Source organism: Nocardia sp. NPDC056000 (genome assembly GCF_042269265.1).
Lineage (GTDB): Bacteria > Actinomycetota > Actinomycetes > Mycobacteriales > Mycobacteriaceae > Nocardia.
This window is the reverse complement of the sequence record NZ_JBHJXS010000003.1, coordinates 133,755-153,962: the sequence shown is the minus strand read 5'-3', so window position 1 is coordinate 153,962 and position 20,208 is coordinate 133,755. Positions and strand designations below refer to the sequence as shown.

Sequence of the window (20,208 nt, the reverse complement as noted above, 5' to 3'; positions counted from 1 at the left end):
GTGCCCGAATCAGAAGCTCTGCCAGGCGGGCTTGTTCTCGACCGCGAAGCGGTAGTAGTCGACGGCTTTCAGGTTGGCGGCGGCGGCCGGGTCGACGATGACGGTGACGTGCGGGTGCATTTGCAGGATGGAGGCGGGGCAGAAGGCGGAGACGGGACCTTCGACGGCGGCGGCTACCGCGTCGGCTTTGCCTTCGCCGGTGGCGATCATGAGCAGATGGTCTGCGTCGCTGATGGTTCCGAGGCCCTGGGTGAGGACGTGGGTGGGGACCTGGGTGAGGTCGTCTTCGAAGAAGCGGGCGTTGTCCTCGCGGGTCTTCGGCGTGAGCGTCTTGACTCGGGTGCGGGAGCGCAGGGAGGAGCCGGGCTCGTTGAAACCGAGGTGGCCGTTCGCGCCGATGCCGAGGATCTGCACCGAGATGCGGCCGGTCTCGGCGATCGAGCGCTCGTAATCTGCTGCGGCGGCGGGGATATCGGCGGCATTGCCGTCGGGGCTGTGCACATTCGAGTCGGTGAAATCGACGTGCGCGGTGAACTCGTCGCGAATGAATTGCGCGTAGGACTGCGGATGTCCCGGCGGCAGGCCGATGTATTCGTCCAGCAGGAAGGCTTGCACGCCCGCGAAACTCACCTCACCGGCCCGATATTGGCGAATGAGTTCCTGATACGCGCCGAGTGGGGAGGAGCCGGTGGCCAGGCCGATGGCGCGGGCGCCGCGGCGTACGTGGTCGGCCATGATGCGGCCCGCCAGTACTCCGGCTTCGGCCGCGTTATCGGTGATCACGAGTTCCATTGGGTTCCGTCCTTGTACACGGTGAGTGGGGTCAGATGGGAGTCGGTGACGAGCAGGTCGGCTCGCATACCGGGGCGGAGCGCGCCGAGTTCACCGGCGCGTCCGAGCAGGCGGGCGGGGGTCGCGCAGGCCGCGGTCGCGGCGGCGGTGAGATCGACCCCGGCGTGGAATACGGTGCGGCGCAGCACATCCGCGGCGCAGGCGGTGCCGCCCGCGATCGCGCCTTCGCCGTGCGGATCGTACAGTCGCGATACGCCGTCCTTCACCACGACATCCAGGCTGCCGAGGTGATAGCGGCCGTCGGGTTCCCCGGCGGCGGCCATGGCATCGGTGATGAGGGCGAGATTGTCCGGGCCGATGGTGTCGAACACCATGCGCACGGTGCCGTCGGCCAAATGCACACCGTCGCCGATGACTTCGGCCACCACATCGCCGCGACCGGCGGCCGCCATGGCGGCGGTGAGGAAGTTCGCGTCGCGGTGCGCGAGTTCGGGCATGGCGTTGAACAGGTGGGTGATGGACACCCGCCTGCCACGCCGCATGGCATGCACGGAGTGCTCGTAGTCGGCGACCGTATGCCCCAGGGACAGAATCACGTTCGCATCCGCGAGCACATCGGCCAGCGCGTCGAAATGCGCGGTCTCCGGTGCGATGGTGACCGATACGATGCGCCCACCGGCATAGTCGATGAGCCGTGCCAGCATCGCCGGATCACCCTCGATGATCCGGTCGGGATTGTGTGCGCCCCTGCGATATTCGCTGATGAACGGGCCTTCGAGGTGAATGCCCGCGAGCAGTCCGTCATCGATGGCCTTGCCGAGCACGTCGATGCGCTCACGCAGTTCGGTCTCGGTGGCCGAGACCAGCGAGGCGATCAGCGTGGTGGTGCCGTGGCGGCGGTGGAAGTCCGCCGCCACCGCGACACCGTCGGAATCGGTTTCCGGAAAGCCGAATCCGCCGCCGCCATGACAGTGCACATCGATCAGCCCGGGCAGGATCACCGGCGACTCCCCCGCATTCTCGGGGAGCTCACCGGCGAATCCCGTTGCCGGGCCCACATAGTCGAGCAGCGGTCCGTCGAACGACACCACACCGTCGGCGAGTTCGCCCGCCTCGGTGAGGGTGACGACCCGGCCGCGCAGTGTCGTCCTCAACGCGCTATCGCCCTCGATCGCGGCGTCATGCGGAGCAATCCCGCGTTCATTTCGCCTGTCCCAGTGCGGATCGCGCGGCCTGGACCGCATCGTCGGCGGTGCGCGCGGCCAGCACCGCTGCCGCTGCGGCCCGGCACTGCTCCAGCGTGACCGCCGCGAGCTGTGCCCGCACACCGGCCAGCGAGCGCGGTGCCATGGACAGCGTATCGACGCCGAGACCGACCAGGACGCAGGCGAATTCGGGATTGGAGGCCGATTCGCCGCAGACGCCGACCTTCACATCGTTCTTGCCCGCCCCGGCGACGACCATCGCGATGGTCGCGGCGAGCGCGGGCTGCCACGGATTGTGCAGTGCGGCCAGGGTCGAGGACATGCGGTCCGCACCGAACAGGTACTGGGACAGGTCATTGGTGCCGATGGAGAAGAAATCCACTTCCGCGCCAAGGTGTTCCGAGCGAATGGCAGCGGCCGGGATCTCGATCATCACGCCGGGTGAGCGCACCCCGGCCTCGCGCGCGCGGGTGGCGAAGTAGTTCGCTTCCTCGACCGTGCCGACCATCGGTGCCATGACGTTCACGGTAGCCCCGGTGGCCGCGCGCGCGGCCTCGATCGCGGTGAGCTGATCGAGCAGCGTCCCCTCATCGACGCTGCTCAACCGCAGCCCGCGCACACCCAGCGCGGGGTTCTCCTCATCCGGCAGGTTGAGGAAGGGCAGCGGCTTGTCCGAGCCCGCGTCCAGGGTGCGCACGGTGATCGGCCGGTCGCCCAGGGCGCGGAAGATATCCGCGTATTGCTCGGTCTGCTCGACCACCGTCGGCGCGGATTGCCTGCCCAGGAACAGGAATTCGGTGCGGAACAGGCCCACGCCCTCCGCGCCGAGTTCCGCCGCCAGCTCGGCATCGGCCACGCTGCCCACATTCGCGAGCAGCGGAACCGCGTGCCCGTCGGCGGTGCGGCCGGGACCGGTGGGCGCGTCTGCCTGCCGTGCGCGCACGGCAGCCACTTCCTCGCGACGCGCCGCATCCGGTTCGAGCTCGACCACACCGGTCGTCCCGTCGACCACGACGACGGTGTTCTCGGCGATCTCGACCGCTCCGGGAGCGGCGACCACGGCCGGAATCCCCAGGGCCTTGGCCAGAATCGCGGTGTGCGAGGTGGGTCCGCCCGCGACGGTGAGCAATCCGACCACGACGGCCGGATCCAGCGTCGCGGTATCGGCGGGCGCGAGATCCTGCGCGGCAAGCACGAAAGGCGCTGTGCTGTCCGGGATTCCGGGCGGATCCACACCGAGCAATTCGGCGACCACGCGCTGGCCCACATCGCGCAGATCGGACGCGCGCTCGGCCATCATGCCGCCGAGCGCGGTCAGCTGATCGGCGAAATGCCGCACGGCCTCGGTGACCGAATGCGCGGTGGGACCGCCCGCGCGAATGCCCGCGCGCACCTGATCCAGCAGTGCCGGATCGGCCGCCAGCGCCGAGGTCATGAACAGGATGTCGGCGGCCGGGCCCTTGGCGTCCAGGGCCTGCGCCGAATACCGCGCCGCCACCGCCTCGAAAGCCGCTTCGGCACGGGAGATTTCGGCGTCGACATCACTGCCGGGCGCGTCGGAGGCGCTGGTGACCGGCGCGGACGCCAGCCACTTCACCGGTCCGACGGCGATTCCGGGAGCGGCGGCGACGCCGCGCACCTCATGCGTCAAGATCGGTCTCCAGCAGCTTGACCAGCTGGTCCAGGGTGTCCTCGTTACCTTCCTCGGTGTAGAGGATGACCTCGTCGCCCTGTTTGACGCCCAGGGTCATCACCTGGAGCAGGCTTCCGGCGGCGACCGGAGCCTTACCGTCGGCCGAAATGGTCACCGGGGCGGGCGATTTGGCGGCGGCCTGGGCGAACATGGCGGCCGGGCGGGCGTGCAGACCGGTCTTCGAGGCGACTACAGCTGTGCGATTGATCATTACGCGACGTTCTCCTTCTCGATCTCTTCTTCGTCGGGTTCGCGACCCGGGGTGGGCAGGTTCCAGCGTCGAATGATGAAGCTGAAGGTGACGTAGTACAGCACCGCGTAACCCAGGCCGATGGGGATCAGCAGCAGCGGATGCGTGGCCTTGCCGAAGTTCAGCAGATAGTCGATGGCGCCCGCGGAGAAGGTGAACCCGTCGTGGATGCCGAGCCAATTGGTCAGCGCCAGTGCGGAACCGGTGAAGATCGCGTGGATGAGCAGCAACGGCCAGGCCACGAAGATGAAGGCGAATTCGAGCGGTTCGGTGATACCGGTGACGAAGGCGGTCAGACCGGTGGACAGCATGATGCCGCCGATCATCTTGCGGTTCTCCGGCTTCGCGTTGCGCCAGATGGCGAGCGCGGCGGCGGGCAGGCCGAACATCATGATCGGGAAGAAGCCGGTCATGAAGGTGCCGGCGTTCGGGTCACCGGCCAGGAAGCGCGGGATATCGCCGTGCACGCCGTTGTAGTCGCCGATGACGAACCAGACGACCGAGTTCAGAATGTGGTGCAGGCCCAGCGGCAGCAGCAGGCGGTTGGCGAAGCCGAACACCCCGCCACCGGCGACGGCGTTGTCCGCCACGGTGTTTCCGAGCCAGGTCAGGCCGGAGTTGAAGGCCGGGTAGATGAACGCCATGATCACGCCGATGACGACGGCGGCGCACGCGGTCAGGATCGGGACCATGCGGCGGCCGGAGAAGAAGCCGAGGTAATCGGGCAGCTGGGTGCGATGGAAGCGCGTCCAGAGGATGGCCGCGGTGATGCCGATGACGATGCCCCCGAGGACACCGAAGTTGATCATCAGCTGTCCGCCCTTGGCGTCGACCTTGCCGTCGAGCACCACCGGGGACATGGCTTTGAAAACGCCACCCAGGGCCAGGTATCCGACGACCGCGGCCAAGGCCGTGGATCCGTCGGCCTTCTTGGCCCAGCCGATGGCGATGCCGACCGCGAACAGCAGCGGCAGATTGTCGATGAGCGCGCCGCCTGCTCCGGCGAGGACATTGGCGACGGTTTTGAGCGCCGACCACCGGCCGAGCATGTCGTCCTGTCCTAGTCGTAGCAACAGGCCAGCGGCAGGTAGCGTGGCAATCGGCAGCATCAAGCTGCGGCCGAGCTTCTGCAGTCCGGACAGGTCGATTTTCTTGCGCGCGCTCTGGGCGGCATCGGCCATAGCGGTGGTCCTCAGTCTGTGAATAGGGTCACCCGGAGGTATGGTGACTGGTTATAACCACAGTAAACTGGTTATAACCAGCTTTGTCCACTCGACACGCACGGAGGAAAGATGTCGAAAGTCGATCAAATCGTCGCCGGTCTCGGCGGTACCGGCAATATCGTCGAGGTCGAGGGGTGTATCACCCGGCTTCGCGTCGAGGTCAAGGACGCTTCACTGGTGAACGAGAAGGACCTCAAGGCCGCAGGCGCGCACGGCGTGGTCAAGGCGGGCGCGGCCGTGCAGGTCGTGGTCGGGCCGACCGCCGACGCCCTGGCCGAAGACATCAACGATCTGCTCTGATCGCCATGAGCACACAGATTCTCGCGCCCCTGCCGGGTGTCGCCATGGCGCTGTCCGACGTGCCCGATCCGGTGTTCTCGGCGGAGATGGTCGGCTCCGGCGTCGCCATCGAACCGCCCGATACCGATGAGCCGATCACGGTCGTCGCGCCCATCTCGGGCTCGATCGTGAAGCTGCATCCGCATGCCGCGGTCATCGTTTCCGATGACGGTCTCGGGGTGCTGCTGCACGTGGGCATCGATACCGTCGGCAAGCCCGATCTGTTCGAGGTCAAGGCCGTCGAGGGTGAGCGCATCGAGGTGGGCGAACCGCTGGTTATCTTCTCGCCGAATGCCGTTCGACGACTGGGGCTCAGCGCCGCGGTGCCGGTCGTGGTGATGGATACCGCGCCCGGATCGGCGCAGGACGCAGTCACCGGCGCGGTCGCCGTGGGCGATAAGCTTTTCGCCATCTGAACCAGCGGCGGAAATGAACTGAGCCCCGGCCTGAATCAGGCTGGGGCTCAGTCGCATTGGTGTATTAGTCGGCCGCGGAGACGGTCATGTAGACCTGATAGCGGTCCGCTCGATACCAGGAATGCGCGTGCTCGATACAGCGGTCCCGCGAGTAGGACATGCGATCGAACGCCAGCAGCGGTGAACCCACATCGGTGCCGAGCCAGCCCGCGCCGCGTTCATCGGCCGCGACCGCGCGCACCGTCTGATCGGCGCGATCGATCGGGCAGTCGTACTGCTTCTCCAGCAGCGAATACAGCGATTGCGTCAGATCGTGATCGAGCAGGCCGGGCAGCAGATCCGCCCGGTACCAGCCGTCATCGATGGAAATCGGCAGCCCGTCGGCCAATCGGAGCCGCACCAGGTGAAAAGCCTTCTCGCTGGCCCCGATCGCGAGCGCGTTGATCGAAGCCGGCGGTGGCACAGCGTATTCGGTGTGCAGCACCACGGTGCTCGGCGTGCGGCCGAGCCTGCGCATGTCGTCACTGAAGGACGCCATATGCAGGCGTGAGCGCGCCACCCGCTCGGCGACGAAGGTCCCCTTACCCGGGATACGGGTGATGACGCCCTCGGTTTCGAGCTGCCCCAGCACTTCTCGCACCGTCATGCGACTGACCCGGTAGTCATCGCAGAGCTGGCGTTCGCTGGGCAGCATCTCACCGGGACGCAACTGCGCGCACAGCGTCGTCAGCGCGGAGCGCAGCTGCGCCTGTTTCGTCACTCGGACCGACACATCGTCCTCTGGGTGCGTACGTCCCCCGCGGATTGCGGGCTCATTGACCTACTTCTCGTTGCGCGCCTTGGGGAATCGCTTCTGCTTGGCGACCCAGCCCGCCATCTTGGCCCAGTGGCCCTTGGCCGGGGTGACGATGGAAACCAGCTCGCGGTTCCACTCATCGGCCTCGGTGAGCCCGTCGACGGTGGCGACGAGGGTCTTGGCGGTCTCGAGATCGCCCACGACCCGATCGCCGAGCACGCCGTCGGCGCCGACCAGAGTGACGCGGACGCCGACGCGGCCGATGGGCTGCAGCACCGCGGTGGCGGAACCACCGTGCTCAGCCAGGAATCCCTTGACGGAATCCACGACGGACGGCGACAGCTTGGCGGGTGCCTCGGCAGTGGTAGCGCTCATGCCCAGGAGTTTACCCATCGGTAAAACGGAGTCGATGAGCCGCCGTACAGCTCACAGTGGCGCGGGTGTAGAAACGGTTCATGCGCGCCATTCAGGTTTCCGAAAACGGCGGTCCCGAAGTACTGCGGCTCACCGAGGTTCCGGACCCGCAGGCCGGGCCGGGACAGCTGCTGGTGGAGACCGAGGCGATCGGTGTGAACTTCATCGACACCTATATCCGGACCGGGTTCTATCCCACGCCGCTGCCCTACATTCCGGGGGCCGAGGGCACCGGTGTGGTGACCGCGCTCGGGGCGGGCGTGAGCGATTTCCAGGTCGGGGATCGGGTGGCGTGGGCGACCGCTCCGGGTAGCTATGCCGAAAAGGTGCTGGTGTCAGCCGAATTCGCGGTTCCGGTGCCCGCGGGGGTGTCCGCGCCGGTCGCGGCGTCGGCGCTGTTGCAGGGGATGACGGCGCACTATCTGATCGAGTCGATCTACAAGCCGGAGCCGGATGAGACCGTGCTCGTGCACGCCGGGGCGGGCGGTGTCGGGCTGATCCTGACGCAGTTGCTGGCCCATCGCGGGGTGCGGGTGATCACCACCGTGTCGACCGATGACAAGGAGAAGCTGTCCCGGGACGCGGGGGCGGCCGAGGTGCTGCGCTATGACGACGAGATCGCCGCGCGGGTAAGGGAACTCACAGCCGGGGTGGGCGTGGCGGCCGCCTATGACGGCGTCGGCAAGAGCACCTTCGAGGCCAGTCTGGCCTCGGTGCGGGTGCGCGGCATGCTGGCGCTGTACGGGGCGGCCAGCGGGCCGGTGCCGCCGTTCGATCTGCAACGGCTCAATCCGGCCGGATCACTGTTCGTGACGCGGCCGACGCTGGCGCACTACGTCCGCGATCGCGCCGAATTGCTGTGGCGCTCAGGCGATATCATGAACGCCATCGCCGACGGATCACTGAATGTGCGTGTCGGGGCGAGCTATCCGCTGGCCCATGCCGAGCAGGCGCATCGGGATCTGGAGGCACGCAAGACGACCGGATCGGTCGTGCTACTGCCCTGAGTCAGGGCATATCGCGGCCGGTGAGGCCGCGATAGATGAACAGGGTCAGCGAATCGACGGCCTGTTCATCGGTCAGTTCCAGGCCACCCTCCTCGATGGCCTGCAATACGCCCGTGGTCGCCATGAACATCATGGCGAGGCTGGCGTCGACGCTGCCGGGCAGTTTCAGCCCGGCGGCGGGGAACCCATCCAGGTGGTCGGCGATATCGGCGCGCTGTTCCGCGCCGTAACCGGCCACCATCTGCGCGAATTGCTCGTTGACCAGCGCCGCCTGATTCATGGCGCGCAGTACCGGCCAATTGCGCCGGGCGAAATTCCAGTACTGCTCGACGTGGTACCGGACCGCCTCGGGATCGGTGAAATCCGATTTGTGCCCGGGCGCCTCCGCCGAGGAATCCCCTTCCACCGCAAGGTCTTTCAGCAGGGACTGGAGTAGCTCTTCCTTGCTCGCGAAGTGGTTGTAGAAGGAGCCCGCCGCGCGACCGGCCGCCGCGGTGATGTCGGTGATCTTGGTGTTGAGGTATCCGCGTTCGGCGAATACGCGGCGCGCCGCCGCCTTGAGCGCCTGCTCGGTCTCGGTCGACCGTTCCTGACGTCGCCCTGCCATGTTCTTCGACCACCTCCTTGACAGCGGAAACTACCATCCACAATACTGAATCCACATTCAGTGAATCTAGATTCAGTAATTGGAGTTGCGATGTCAACGCAGGTACTCATCGCCGGAGCCGGTCCGACCGGCCTCACCCTCGCCATCGATCTGGCGCGCCGCGGGGTCGCGGTCCGCATCGTCGACCACGCCGAAACCTTCTTCGACGGATCGCGCGGGGACGGCATCCAGCCGCGCACGCTCGAGGTCTTCGACGATCTGGGCGTGCTGGACGCCGTGCTGGCGGCCGGAATGCCGCAGCCGCTGATGCGGGTGCACGTGGGCGGGGAATTCGTGATGGAGCGGCGCATGACGCCGATCCGGGAGGCCACTCCCGATGTGCCGCATCCGAATCCGTGGGTGCTGGGGCAGTCCGATACCGAGGGACTGCTGCGCGATCGGCTGGCCGAATTCGGGGTGCGGGTCGAACTCGGTACGGGCGTGGTCGATTTCGCGGCCGATGCCGACGGGGTGAGCGTGACACTGGCGCACGACGGCGTGACCGAGACCGTGCGGGCGGACTATCTGGTGGGCGCGGACGGCGGCAAGAGCACCGTGCGCAAGGCGCTCGGGATCGCGTTCGAGGGCACCACCGATGAGTCGATTCGCATGCTGCTCGGCGATGTGCGGGCCGACGCACTCGATCACGAGTTCGGGTACTGGTTCGCCGATGCGGCGAATCCGATGAACGGCATCGCCATGACGCCGCTGCCCGGCGGGCGCAAGTTCCAGTTCGGCGCGCCCCTGGAACAGGACTCGGATACCGATCTGGCGGCCTTGCAGAAGCTGCTGGAAGCGCGGTCCGGGCGCACGGATCTGGTGCTGTCCGAGCTGAGCTGGTCGACCGTGTGGCGGCCGAATATCCGCCTGGCCGAACGCTTCCGAATCGGCCGCGTGTTCATCGCGGGTGATGCCGCGCACGTGCACCCGCCGACCGGCGGGCAGGGACTGAACACCGGCGTCCAGGATGCGTTCAATCTGGGCTGGAAACTCGCTGCGGCACTGCACAATCCAGGGGCTGAAACCGAGGCGCTGCTGGATTCCTATGAGACCGAGCGGCGTTCGGTGGCGGCGCGGGTGCTGGGTTTGAGCGCGGCACTGCTGGAGAAGACCGTGCAGGGCGATCCCGATGCCATGGACCGCGAGGGCACACAGCAGCTCGATATCAGTTATCGGGATGTGGTCGCGGGCAATGAGTCCGGAGGTCTGGTCCGGGCCGATCTCGTCGCCGGGGATCGCGCGCCGGACGCGCCGCTGATCGATGCGGACGGGCGTGCGATCAGTCTGTTCGAGGTCTTCCGGGGACCACACGCGACGCTGCTGGTGTTCGGCAGTGGCGCGCACGGGGCGAACTCGGATGCGGCGGACGGGGGTGCGAGCACGGCCGAGACCGGCACGCTCGCGGCGTTCGGCATTCGGGCGCGGACCGTGGTCGTGACGCGGCCCGATCACGGCGAGGCCGCGCCGGACAAGCGGGCTATCGTCCCCGGAAATCGGTTCGGGCTTTCATCCGCGTGCGCCGATACCGGCGTGGAGCTGGTCGATCCGGATGGTCACGCCTACCGCGCATACGGCGTATCCGAGGGTGCGCGGGTGCTGATTCGGCCCGATGGTTATGTCGCGACGCTGAACCGGTGAGCCATACCGCGGACATCCCGGGCGGTTGGTCGGATTGGTCCGGAACCAGCCGGTAGGCCGCCCCGGGAGCGACAACATCGGGAACCGTGCAGAATGATCTTGCTGCCGCGCAAGACGATTCATCGCGACCCCCTGGCGGAACACCGTAAGGTAGTCGCGGCGACCGTTCGGGCGGCCGGCAGGTGAAGGCATCGGTCAGAGGTGGTCTTGGATGTTGGTGAAGGTCCGCAACGACGACCCGTCGCGGCTGTCGGGCACCGAACGCACCGTGGTGAACTGGCTCAAATCCTGGAGCGGTCCGCACGCGGTACCCGGAATCGCGATCGTGCAATGCCAGGACGCCGATATCGTGGTGTGGACGCCGCAGACCAGTGTGGTGCTGGGCGTACACGCCTTCGCCGAACGCGTCACCGGAACACTCACCTGCGCCGAGGGCGAACCCTGGACGATCGACGGCAAACCCGCGCCCATCGACGGTGACGCCGATCCGCTCGAACGGGTGCGGCGGCAGACGATGGATCTGGCCCGTCAGCTCCGTTCCGCGCCCGGACGGGAGAATGTTCCCGTCAGCGGGCTGGTGCTGCTGGTGCCGCAGTTGGGCAGCCGGGTGAAGCTCGAAAAGGGGACGCTCCCACCGGGTATCGACGTCCTCATCGGGGACGGGCCGTCGTCGCTGCGCAGCTACTTCACCACGATCGCCGAGGGCGCGACGCCGTCCTGGGATGCCGCACAGGTGGGCCAGGCGCTCGGGGCGCTCGGATTCGCCGCCGCCGCAACGTATTCCGATCTCGTATCGGAGGGGTTCCCGCCACCGGAATCGGCGCGCAGTTCGGCGCTGCCGATGTCGGCCGCGCCGACGGTCGTGGTGCCCTCGGTGCCGGTGCAGACCGAGGCTCCGGCGGCACTGCCGAAGCGTGTCGCCGGAGCGTCCGGCATCCAATCGGTCAGTGGCTCCGGCACTTCCGGATCAGGGTCCCGCGAAGGCGGTCCGGCCGACCAGCCGGGCGGGCGCGGTGCGGCGGCGGGTGCGGGCGCGGCGGCGGGTGCGAGCGCGGCGGCAGGTGCGGCGGCCGCCGGAACAGCCGGTGCGAGTGGCGAATCCGGTGCGCCGAGCGGTCCGGGAGCCGCCGAACCCGCGCAGCGGTCCTCGCGCGCGGGCAAGGTCGCCGCGGCTGGCGCGGGTGTCGCGGGAGCCGCTGCGGCGGCGGCCGCCTATCGTGCCGTCACGGGATCCTCCGAACCCCACGAACCGCGCCCCAATGTCCCGCAGGGCGCACCGCAGGGTCCGCCGCCGCAACAGCCCAGGCCGCCGCAGCCCGTCGGCCCGCAAGGCAATCCACCGCCGCGTCAGCAACAGGTTCAGCAGGGCCCGCCGCCGGTCGAATCCCATCCGCAGGCAAGCTATTCCGCCGCACCATCGCAACCGGCGGCCCCCGGCTTCCCGCTCTGGCCGAATCAGCAGAACCAGGGTCAGGTGGCGCAGCGTCCGCGCCGCCGCAAGGATCTTCCGGTATTGCTCGGGCTGATTCTGGTGGTGCTGGTGCTGGCGGTGGCCGCCATGTGCACCGGCCGCACCACCCACACCGATGAGAAACCCGCCCCCGGCCAGCAGACCTCCGCGGTGCATCGCCCGTCGAGCAGCAGCGGCGGCGCGACCACCACCACCGACCCGACCATCCCCAAGACCACCATCGCTCCCCCGTGCTTCCCGATGCAGCCGGGTTGCTGACAACCCTCCCGCCCTTCAATGTAGGTTAGGCTTGGCTTACATACATTGAAGGGAGTCTTTGCGTGCGCGTAGTCATTCTGTTCGGATCCGAAATGGGCACGGCCGAGAACGCCGCGGAAGCCATCGCGGACGAGCTGACCAGCCATGATGTCTCGGTCTACGATATGACCGATTTCGACCCGGCTGATCTCGACGTCGCCGACTTCCACATCATCGTCTGCTCCACCTACGGCGACGGTGAACTCCCCACCGGCGCCGAACCCTTCTTCAACACCCTCGACGCCACCGTCCCCGACCTGACCGGCCTGCGCTTCGCCGTCTTCGGCCTCGGCGACATCATCTACGGCGACACCTTCAACCGCGGTGGCGAGATAGCCGCCGAAAAGCTCACCGCCCTCGGCGCGATCCAGATCGGCGAGCACGCCCGCCACGACTCCTCAACCGATATCCGCCCCAAGGACATGGCCCGCGACTGGGCCAACACCCTCCCGATCCCCGCTCTGCTGAACACCTGAGCCCTACTGGGATCGCCCGGTTACGCTCTGCTCGAATCAGTCTGTCCAGCCGAGCAATTCATCCAACCGCCCCCACATCTCCCGCACCACCGGATCCTCCGCGAGCAGTCCATGCAACTGCTCCCGGAATCCGGCGTACTCACCCCTGTACATCTCCAACAACCGCGGCTCACTCGCGACCGACGCCCTCACATTAGAAATCCGATCAGCCAACTTCAGCTTCACCGCCTCGGGCGTAGCCCGAATCTTCCCGTAAGCGTTGACATTCCGCTCCTTACGCGTCTCCCCCACCCCCGTAACCGCCCACACCAACCCCGCCACCCGCACCCCGAATTCGGCTTCGACCTCCTCGATCCCGACCCCGGTATCCTCCACCACGTCATGCAGCCACGCCGCCGCCCCGAACTCCGGATCAGTGACCCCGAATTCACGCAGCACCGCCCCGACAGCAGCCAGGTGATAGGTATACGGCCGCACCCCATACAACTGCCCGCCATGCGCCTTCGCAGCGAACGCCTGAGCGTCAGATCTCGAATCATTCTCCATGGGCCCACCGTGCCACACCACGATCAACCCGGCACTGGCGACGAAAACAACTGGGGTGCACACGAACTCGCCCGTGCGCAGATCAGCGATTCCGGGCGTATCGGGCGCGGGCTCGGTCGTATGCCATTCGCAGCAGTTCGTCGATCACGGGTTCGGTTCGGGGGCCGGGGTTGAGGACCGCGAGCCAGCCCGCGCCCGCGTAGGTGGGGTGTGGGATGAGGGTGTCGAGGGCGCTCGGGTCGGTGGGGTGGGCGGATGACTCACGTGGTGGGTAGCCGAGGTGGGTGGTGAAGGCGTCCTTGCCCGCGTGGATGTTGAGGCGGAAGGTGTTGGGGCGGTTCAGGTTCGAGGAATTGTCGTCGGGGTAGTCCTTGGTGACGATGGTTGCGAAGGGTTGGGTTGCGGTGGGGATTTCGGCGTTGGGGGCGTAGTAGACGAAGGAGTCGCCCCAGGAGATTTCGGGGTAGGCGGGGTCGCCGGGGGTGGGTGACAGGCGCAGGGTGCCGGGTAGGGAATCCAGGAGGGTGATGAGTTGGTCGATGGTCATGGGTTATAGCGTTACATTCATGTGCTTGTGGAGGGTTTCGCCGAGAATGGGCAGGTGACTGCGTGACAGGTCTCCACTCGGGGGTGTTGCGCACTGCGGAGGTGGGGCGGCTGGCGGGGTATTCCGTACAGCAGGTGCGGAATCTCGAACGTGACGGTGTGTTGCCGCCTGCGGGGCGAACTGCGGCCGGGTATCGGGTTTATGACCGGTCGCATGTGCTGTCGGCGCGAGCGTATCGAGCGCTCGCGGCGGGGACGGGGCCGGTCGAGGCGAAACGGATCATGCGAGCGGCGCATGCGGATCCCGAGGTGACATTGCTGGAGTTGCTGGATGCGGCGCATGCCGGGCTCGATCGGGAGCGGCGGGATCTTGCCACTGCCAAGGCGGCCGTCCGGTTTATAAGCGCGGAGCCGGTCGCGCAGGTGCGCGACTCGGATGCGATGACGATCTCCGAGTTGGCCGATGCGCTGGGGATTCGGCCGTCGACGCTGCGGCATTGGGACGCAATGGGATTGGTGAGTCCGGGGCGGGGCAGCACCAGGGCGCGCATCTACTCCCCGGAGGACGTGCGGGCGGCCCGGATCGTGCATCAGCTGCGACTGGCCGGATACGGGATCACGCTGTTGCGGGGATTGATGCCGGAGCTACGCGGCGCACTCCGCCGCGATGATGTGCTCACAGGTCTGGATGCCCGGGAAGCGAATATCCGGGCACGGTCCAGAGCCTTGATGACGGGCGCGGCGGAACTCCACGCCCTGCTCACAGCCTCCTGATCAGGGTTCGACGGTGATCGTCAGGGTCGGATTGGGGTTGGGGCGGGAGCGGACCGTGGAGTCGGTGGCCACCTGCGAGGACGCGCACGCGCCCAGGCGGCCGTCCGCCTTGTAGACCACCGGCATACCGGCGAGGATGGCGTAGGCGCGGTCCCGTTCGACTAGGTATTCGCGCGCTCCCACGTTGAACACGTACATCTCATCGTTTTCGGTGATGGTCCGGTCGTCGAGACAGAATGTGCCCCAACGCCAATCGGACTCGAAGAACGCCCGAATGGTCTGCCGCGCCTGTTCGTACGTCACGCCCAAGGTTTCGGTTCCCAACCCTCATCGGTCACTGGTTTCGGTCACGCCGCTGGATAACGCATTGTCCCTCATGGTGTTTGCTACGGGTGTACTCCTGCTGCGGCGAGTCGGGTTCCGGCGGAAGGGAATCGCAGACCAGGTGGTTCCCAACTAAGCGTTCAACTGCCGTTGCCGGGTGGTCGCCGTAACTCCTCGTGATGCCCATATTTCTTGGGGCGCAGGATCTTTGGGCAGACCCGCCGGGGTCCTGCGGATAACAGGACAAGTAGCCGGTCCGATGACCAAGTAGTTCTCCCGATAATCGAGATCACGATCCGAATGCCACCGGCAGGGTTGGCATATGCGGCGAGGACGCTGTTCTCCGGATGATTGCCGGACCAACTTCGAGGGGATCACATGAAAACCACCACGGCCGTACTCGCCGCTGGACTGGCGTTGCTGCTGAGCGGATGCGGTTCCACCACAACGGACTCCGGCGGTGCGAGCTCCACCTCCCGTTCGGCCTCCACCTCCGCGGCGACCCAGCCCACCAAGGCGACCCAACCGGCCGACCAGTCCCAACAGCCCGGCACGCAACCCGGTCAGCAGACCCCCGTCAGCACCGAAACCGCGCCCGGCACCGCCATCACCGAAAGCCCCGCACCCAACAACCCGCCCGCGACCACCGTCGCCGCCCCGAACGGCAGCGGCCACGGCCTCTGCTTCGACGTCAACTCCGCACTCGCCAACACATCCCTGAACCGCCTCGCCGCAACCGCTTCCGGCCCCTGGCAGGTCGAATCGGGCAGCAACGACGCGATAGCGGACGGCTGCACCGGCGTCCTGTCCTACCTGGTAGCCACCTCAGGCAATATCCACCCCTACACCCACATCCTCTTCTTCACCAACGGCACCTACCTCGGCACCGCCACCTCCCAGCCCTACGGCTACACCAGCGTCACCGGCAAAACCCGCACCGCCGTCTCCGTCGACTACCGCTGGCTCAAGGGCAACGAAGCCCTCTGCTGCCCCGAAGGCGGCCCCAGCACGGTGACCTTCACCCTCAGCGGCACCACGGTCCAAGCCAACGGCCAGTTCCCGCCGAAGTAGCGCACCCGCATCGTTGGTCTCCGGTACCCGGCAGCCGTCGCTGTCGGGTTGAGAGGCAATCCGCATATATCTTCATTGGTGCAGGTTTTGGGGCTGGTGAGGAGAGAGCGGGTGCTATGCACTGGGATCAGATGAGAGATACGCCCGAGGATTTGCGCAGGCGGGCGACGCGGTTGCGCAGGGGGATCGGGCAGTTGGGGATTTTGGAGTCGATTATCGAGGCGGCGGAGGGGCCGTGGCTGGGGGCCATGGACGCCGATGGGCGGGGGGCCGCGGAGTTGCGGATGCATTTGGCGGGGAAGTATCGGCTTCTGGTGGTGGTGACCAGTGCGGGGAAAATCAGCCTGGTGCATGTGAATTCGCTGGTCAAGGGCGGGGACGGGGAGAAGATCCTGTCCACCAAGACCGCGCTGCGCAAGGGGTGGGATGAGGAGAAGATGCCCAAGCCGCAGGAGTGGGTGGAGTACGCGGTGCGGTGGGTGTCGGATGTCAGTGGCGAGGTCGATCGGCGCGATGTCGTGGAATGGCTGCTGGCGGGAGCCGACCGCAAGCTGAGCACGGTGAACGATGTGATCGAGAGCCTGCGGATCAGTCTGCGCGAGCAGGAGGAGGTCCGCGATGAGCGCGCCGCCGAGGTCGCCGAACTCAAAGCCGAACTGAAATACCTCACTTCGGTCGCCGAGCGCCAGGCCGTCGAATAACGAAAACCGCCGCCGGACACGGGGTCCGGCGGCGGTGATGTTTCGAAGTGTCGCGGGTCAGCCGAAGGCGATGTGGCCCAGGGTGTTCCAGCCCATGACCGAGTCGACCGCCAAGCCGCAGAAGACCACGGCGAGGTAGTTGTTCGACTGGAGGAACAGGCGCAGCGGCTTCACCGGCTCGCCGCGGCGCACGCCGGAGTAGAGCTGGTGCGCCATCAGCAGGAACCACGCGCCCGCCGCGATGGCCACGGCCGCGTAGATAGCTCCGGCCGCCGGAACCAGTGCCAGCGTCGCCAGCACCGTCAACCAGGTGTAGATGACGATCTGCTTGGTGACGACCTGCTCGGTGGCCACCACCGGCAGCATCGGCACGCCGGCCGCCTTGTAATCCTCCTTGTAGCGCATGGCGAGCGCCCAGGTGTGCGGCGGCGTCCAGAAGAAGATGATCAGGAACAGCACAATGGCGGGCCAGCCGATATTGCCGGTGACCGCGGACCAGCCCACGAGCGCGGGCATACATCCGGCCGCGCCGCCCCAGATCACATTCTGTGAGGTGCGCCGCTTGAGCCCCAGGGTGTAGACGAAGACGTAGAACAGAATCGTCGCCACCACCAGCACACCGCTGAGCAGGTTCGCCTGCCACCACAGCCACGCGAACGACCCGAGCCCGAGCACGATGCCGAAGACCGCGGCATTGCGCGTCGGCACGGCCTCGCGCGCCAGCGGACGCTTGGAGGTCCGCTTCATCACCTTGTCGATATCGGCGTCCGCCACGCAGTTCAGCGTGTTGGCCGAGGCCGCGCCCATCCACCCGCCGAACAGCGTGGCCAGGATGAGCCGCAGATCCGCGTGCCCGCGGTCGGCCAGCAGCATGGTGGGAATCGTTGCCACCAGCAACAACTCGATCACCCGGGGCTTGGTGAGCGCGATATACGCCAGCACCCGCCGGGTGCCCGCGGCGAGCGGTCCACTACCCGTGACGCGGTCGGCCAGCACCGTCCCGGAGGAGCCGTGAGCGCCACCCGGCTGTTGCCCAATCCGCACTGTTTCTCCTCGCACGCCGTGCACTTGATCCGGTCTGGAAAGCAGCGCGCTCTGCTATCCCCCTTGGAGACATGACTGTGCCGGCGCGGCTACTACTACAGAGCATGGTAGACCCACGCCGACCGTGCTCTCGCCCAGGTCCGGCCCGGACGCACCGAAACCGGTTCGAAATCGGGTCTACGGGGCATCACGAAAGGGTCCGCGCGAGGACACGAACGTCGACACGTCGGCCGGTGAACGCGGGTTCCCGCGTGGAGCGGAAACCGCCACCTCTAGGGTGGTGGCTAGTCCGGTGCGCTGTCGGATGATTGAGTCGGCGCATCGCGCACGCCCCCGCCAGCGAGCCCGCCGACAACCTCAGTGTTCACGAGAAGGTCAGGAGAACCTCGGTCGTGTCAGTCACAGACGACATCCGCGCCCTCACGCAGCCGCATCACCCCACCGACTGGTCCGAAGTGGACACCAGGGCCGTTGACACGGCCCGTGTCCTCGCCGCCGATGCGGTGCAGAACGCCGGAAACGGCCATCCCGGTACCGCAATGAGCCTGGCGCCGTTGGCGTACACGCTGTTTCAGCGTGTGATGCGCATCGATCCGAGTGATCCGGAGTGGGTGGGGCGCGACCGTTTCGTGCTGTCCTGCGGCCACTCCAGCCTCACCCAGTACGTCCAGCTGTACCTCGCCGGTTTCGGTCTCGAGCTCGATGACCTGGTGAACCTGCGCAAGTGGGGTTCGCTGACCCCGGGCCACCCCGAGTACCGGCACACCAACGGTGTGGAGATCACCACCGGTCCGCTGGGTCAGGGTCTGGCGTCGGCGGTCGGCATGTCGATGGCGTCGCGGCGTGAGCGCGGCCTGTTCGATCCGGCTGCGGCACAGGGCGAGAGCGCGTTCGATCACTTCATCTACGTCATCGCCTCCGACGGCGATCTGGAAGAGGGCGTCACCTCCGAGGCGTCCTCGCTCGCGGGCACCCAGCAGCTGGGCAATCTGATCGTCTTCTACGACGACAACCGCATCTCCATCGAGGATGACACCCGCATCGCGTTCACCGAGGATGTGGCCGCGCGCTACCGCGCCTACGACTGGCATGTGCAGGTCGTCGAGGGCGGCGAGAATGTGACCGGTATCGAAGAGGCAGTCACCGCCGCGCAGGCCGTGACCGATAAGCCGTCGATCATCGTGCTGCGCACCATCATCGGCTTCCCGGCTCCGACCAAGATGAACACCGGTGGCGCGCACGGCGCGGCGCTGGGCAAGGACGAGGTCGCCGCCACCAAGAAGGTGCTGGGTTTCGACCCGGAGCAGAACTTCGAGGTCGACGAGTCGGTCATAGCGCACACTCGCAGCCAGGTCGCCGATCGTGCCAAGGCCGCCAAGGCCGCTTGGCAGGATCAGTTCGACGCGTGGGCCGCGGCCAACCCGGAGAACAAGGCGCTCTTCGATCGCCTGCAGACCCGCGCGCTGCCGCAGGGCTGGGCCGAGACGCTGCCGTCGTGGCCCGCCGATCCGAAGGGTATGGCCACCCGTAAGGCGTCCGGTGCGGTGCTCGCCGCGCTCGCGCCGGTGCTGCCGGAACTGTGGGGCGGTTCGGCCGACCTCGCCGAGTCCAACAACACCACCATGCCGAACACCCCGAGCTTCGGCCCGGAGGACATCTCCACCGGTATGTGGAAGGCCAACCCGTACGGCCGCACGCTGCACTTCGGTGTCCGCGAGCACGCCATGGGCTCGATTCTCAATGGCATTGCGCTGCACGGTCCCACGCGTCCGTACGGCGGCACCTTCCTGGTGTTCTCCGATTACATGCGCCCCGCGGTGCGCCTGGGCGCGCTCATGCGCACCCCGGTCACCTACGTGTGGACGCACGATTCCATCGGCCTGGGCGAGGACGGTCCCACGCATCAGCCGATCGAGCATCTGGCCGCGCTGCGCGCCATCCCGGGCCTGAACGTGGTGCGCCCGGGTGACGCCAATGAGACCGCGTACGCCTGGCGCACCATCCTGGAACGTGACTCCGCCGAACGGCATTCGCATTTCGTGCCCGCCGATGCCCCGCATCAGGACGGTCCGTCCGCGCTGGCGCTGACCCGTCAGGATCTGCCGATCCAGGAGGGCACCTCGTACGAGGGTGTCGCCAAGGGCGGTTACGTGCTGGCCGAATCATCCACCGCCACACCGCAGGTGATCCTGATCGCCACCGGTTCGGAACTCCAGCTCGCGGTCGAAGCCCGCGCTACGCTCGAGGCGCAGGGTGTCGGCACCCGCGTGGTGTCCATGCCGTGTGTGGAGTGGTTCGACGCGCAGGATCAGGCCTACCGGGATCAGGTGCTGCCGCCGTCGGTGCGCGCACGGGTCACGGTCGAGGCCGGGATCGCGATGCCGTGGCACCGATTCACCGGTGACGCCGGTGAGAACGTGTCCATCGAGCACTTCGGCGCCTCCGCCGATTACAAGACGCTGTTCCGCGAGTTCGGCATCACCACCGAAGCTGTGGTCGACGCCGCCAACCGCTCGCTCACCAAGGTGAAGGGATAAGC

At 67.1% G+C, this 20,208-nt stretch carries 22 protein-coding genes; 10 read left to right on the top strand and 12 right to left on the bottom strand.

Translation table 11 applies throughout. The features are described 5' to 3' along the window. Positions 1 to 9: 9 nt before the first annotated feature. From nagB to ACFC4D_RS09330, 5 genes are read right to left on the bottom strand one after another with little or no spacing between them, the layout of a single operon-like run. Positions 10 to 792 carry a glucosamine-6-phosphate deaminase gene (gene nagB / locus ACFC4D_RS09350; protein ID WP_364635879.1) on the bottom strand — a complete coding sequence of 261 codons (783 nt, stop codon included), beginning with the start codon at positions 790 to 792 and terminating at the stop codon, positions 10 to 12. Then, positions 780 to 1,946: an N-acetylglucosamine-6-phosphate deacetylase gene (locus ACFC4D_RS09345; protein ID WP_376062353.1), complete on the bottom strand. Its 1,167-nt coding sequence runs from the start codon at positions 1,944 to 1,946 to the stop codon at positions 780 to 782. Before ACFC4D_RS09345 ends, nagB begins: the two co-directional genes overlap by 13 nt. A 46-nt stretch (positions 1,947 to 1,992) precedes the next feature. Then, positions 1,993 to 3,648, bottom strand: coding sequence for a phosphoenolpyruvate--protein phosphotransferase (gene ptsP / locus ACFC4D_RS09340; protein ID WP_376062352.1), 1,656 nt, complete (start codon positions 3,646 to 3,648; stop codon positions 1,993 to 1,995). Then, entirely contained in the window at positions 3,638 to 3,901 is a 264-nt protein-coding gene (locus ACFC4D_RS09335; protein WP_364635888.1) for an HPr family phosphocarrier protein, read from the bottom strand. Before ACFC4D_RS09335 ends, ptsP begins: the two co-directional genes overlap by 11 nt. Then, the gene (locus ACFC4D_RS09330; RefSeq protein WP_375953233.1) at positions 3,901 to 5,121 is read right to left on the bottom strand and encodes a PTS transporter subunit EIIC; all 1,221 of its coding nucleotides are present in this window, start codon (positions 5,119 to 5,121) and stop codon (positions 3,901 to 3,903) included. The genes ACFC4D_RS09335 and ACFC4D_RS09330 overlap by 1 nt, the downstream gene beginning before the upstream one ends. Before the next feature lie 111 nt (positions 5,122 to 5,232). Between ACFC4D_RS09330 and ACFC4D_RS09325 the strand changes: the two genes are divergently transcribed. Both ACFC4D_RS09325 and ACFC4D_RS09320 read left to right on the top strand, forming a co-directional pair. Further along, positions 5,233 to 5,463, top strand: a complete 231-nt coding sequence (locus tag ACFC4D_RS09325; RefSeq protein WP_364635894.1) for a PTS glucose/sucrose transporter subunit IIB — start codon at positions 5,233 to 5,235, stop codon at positions 5,461 to 5,463. Between the two features lie 5 nt (positions 5,464 to 5,468). Then, the gene (locus ACFC4D_RS09320) at positions 5,469 to 5,918 is read left to right on the top strand and encodes a PTS glucose transporter subunit IIA (RefSeq protein WP_376062351.1); all 450 of its coding nucleotides are present in this window, start codon (positions 5,469 to 5,471) and stop codon (positions 5,916 to 5,918) included. A gap of 64 nt (positions 5,919 to 5,982) precedes the next feature. Here the strand turns inward: ACFC4D_RS09320 and ACFC4D_RS09315 are convergent, their stop codons facing one another. Continuing rightward, complete coding sequence (locus ACFC4D_RS09315; protein ID WP_375953236.1) at positions 5,983 to 6,678, bottom strand: GntR family transcriptional regulator; 696 nt, start codon at positions 6,676 to 6,678, stop codon at positions 5,983 to 5,985. A 60-nt stretch (positions 6,679 to 6,738) separates the two neighbouring features. Continuing rightward, a complete protein-coding gene (locus ACFC4D_RS09310; protein WP_375953238.1) occupies positions 6,739 to 7,089 on the bottom strand; it encodes a hypothetical protein in 351 nt (116 codons plus the stop codon). Between the two features lie 80 nt (positions 7,090 to 7,169). Here ACFC4D_RS09310 and ACFC4D_RS09305 point away from each other — a divergent pair, with 80 nt between their 5' ends. Further along, entirely contained in the window at positions 7,170 to 8,135 is a 966-nt protein-coding gene (locus ACFC4D_RS09305) for a quinone oxidoreductase (protein WP_375953240.1), read from the top strand. Position 8,136: 1 nt separating this feature from the next. Here ACFC4D_RS09305 and ACFC4D_RS09300 read toward each other — a convergent pair whose 3' ends face one another. Beyond that, positions 8,137 to 8,742 (bottom strand): TetR/AcrR family transcriptional regulator, encoded by a 606-nt coding sequence (locus ACFC4D_RS09300; RefSeq protein WP_376062350.1) that lies wholly within the window; start codon positions 8,740 to 8,742, stop codon positions 8,137 to 8,139. Between the two features lie 90 nt (positions 8,743 to 8,832). Between ACFC4D_RS09300 and ACFC4D_RS09295 the strand changes: the two genes are divergently transcribed. The 3 genes from ACFC4D_RS09295 to ACFC4D_RS09285 all read left to right on the top strand — a co-directional run bounded on the left by ACFC4D_RS09295 (position 8,833) and on the right by ACFC4D_RS09285 (position 12,663). Then, a complete protein-coding gene (locus ACFC4D_RS09295) occupies positions 8,833 to 10,419 on the top strand; it encodes an FAD-dependent monooxygenase (RefSeq protein ID WP_376062349.1) in 1,587 nt (528 codons plus the stop codon). A gap of 211 nt (positions 10,420 to 10,630) precedes the next feature. Then, entirely contained in the window at positions 10,631 to 12,148 is a 1,518-nt protein-coding gene (locus ACFC4D_RS09290) for a hypothetical protein (RefSeq protein WP_376062348.1), read from the top strand. A 62-nt stretch (positions 12,149 to 12,210) separates the two neighbouring features. Then, complete coding sequence (locus ACFC4D_RS09285) at positions 12,211 to 12,663, top strand: flavodoxin domain-containing protein (protein WP_376062347.1); 453 nt, start codon at positions 12,211 to 12,213, stop codon at positions 12,661 to 12,663. 36 nt (positions 12,664 to 12,699) lie between these two features. Here ACFC4D_RS09285 and ACFC4D_RS09280 read toward each other — a convergent pair whose 3' ends face one another. Together ACFC4D_RS09280 and ACFC4D_RS09275 are read right to left on the bottom strand one after the other, a co-directional pair. Continuing rightward, positions 12,700 to 13,209, bottom strand: a complete 510-nt coding sequence (locus ACFC4D_RS09280; RefSeq protein WP_376062346.1) for an HD domain-containing protein — start codon at positions 13,207 to 13,209, stop codon at positions 12,700 to 12,702. Positions 13,210 to 13,291: 82 nt separating this feature from the next. Further along, positions 13,292 to 13,756 carry a DUF6194 family protein gene (locus tag ACFC4D_RS09275; protein ID WP_376062345.1) on the bottom strand — a complete coding sequence of 155 codons (465 nt, stop codon included), beginning with the start codon at positions 13,754 to 13,756 and terminating at the stop codon, positions 13,292 to 13,294. Positions 13,757 to 13,818: 62 nt separating this feature from the next. On the opposite strand from ACFC4D_RS09275, the gene ACFC4D_RS09270 reads away from it, so the two are divergent. Continuing rightward, on the top strand, positions 13,819 to 14,529 hold the full coding sequence (locus ACFC4D_RS09270) for a MerR family transcriptional regulator (protein WP_376062344.1): 711 nt from the start codon (positions 13,819 to 13,821) through the stop codon (positions 14,527 to 14,529). Here ACFC4D_RS09270 and ACFC4D_RS09265 read toward each other — a convergent pair whose 3' ends face one another. Continuing rightward, positions 14,530 to 14,832, bottom strand: a complete 303-nt coding sequence (locus ACFC4D_RS09265) for a hypothetical protein (RefSeq protein WP_376062343.1) — start codon at positions 14,830 to 14,832, stop codon at positions 14,530 to 14,532. A 399-nt stretch (positions 14,833 to 15,231) separates the two neighbouring features. On the opposite strand from ACFC4D_RS09265, the gene ACFC4D_RS09260 reads away from it, so the two are divergent. Both ACFC4D_RS09260 and ACFC4D_RS09255 read left to right on the top strand, forming a co-directional pair. Beyond that, the gene (locus ACFC4D_RS09260; protein WP_376062342.1) at positions 15,232 to 15,924 is read left to right on the top strand and encodes an LppP/LprE family lipoprotein; all 693 of its coding nucleotides are present in this window, start codon (positions 15,232 to 15,234) and stop codon (positions 15,922 to 15,924) included. Between the two features lie 131 nt (positions 15,925 to 16,055). Then, complete coding sequence (locus ACFC4D_RS09255) at positions 16,056 to 16,625, top strand: hypothetical protein (RefSeq protein ID WP_376062341.1); 570 nt, start codon at positions 16,056 to 16,058, stop codon at positions 16,623 to 16,625. A gap of 57 nt (positions 16,626 to 16,682) precedes the next feature. Here the strand turns inward: ACFC4D_RS09255 and ACFC4D_RS09250 are convergent, their stop codons facing one another. After that, entirely contained in the window at positions 16,683 to 17,669 is a 987-nt protein-coding gene (locus ACFC4D_RS09250; protein WP_375953261.1) for a heme o synthase, read from the bottom strand. Between the two features lie 392 nt (positions 17,670 to 18,061). Here ACFC4D_RS09250 and tkt point away from each other — a divergent pair, with 392 nt between their 5' ends. Continuing rightward, entirely contained in the window at positions 18,062 to 20,206 is a 2,145-nt protein-coding gene (gene tkt / locus ACFC4D_RS09245; protein ID WP_375953263.1) for a transketolase, read from the top strand. Positions 20,207 to 20,208 lie beyond the last annotated feature (2 nt).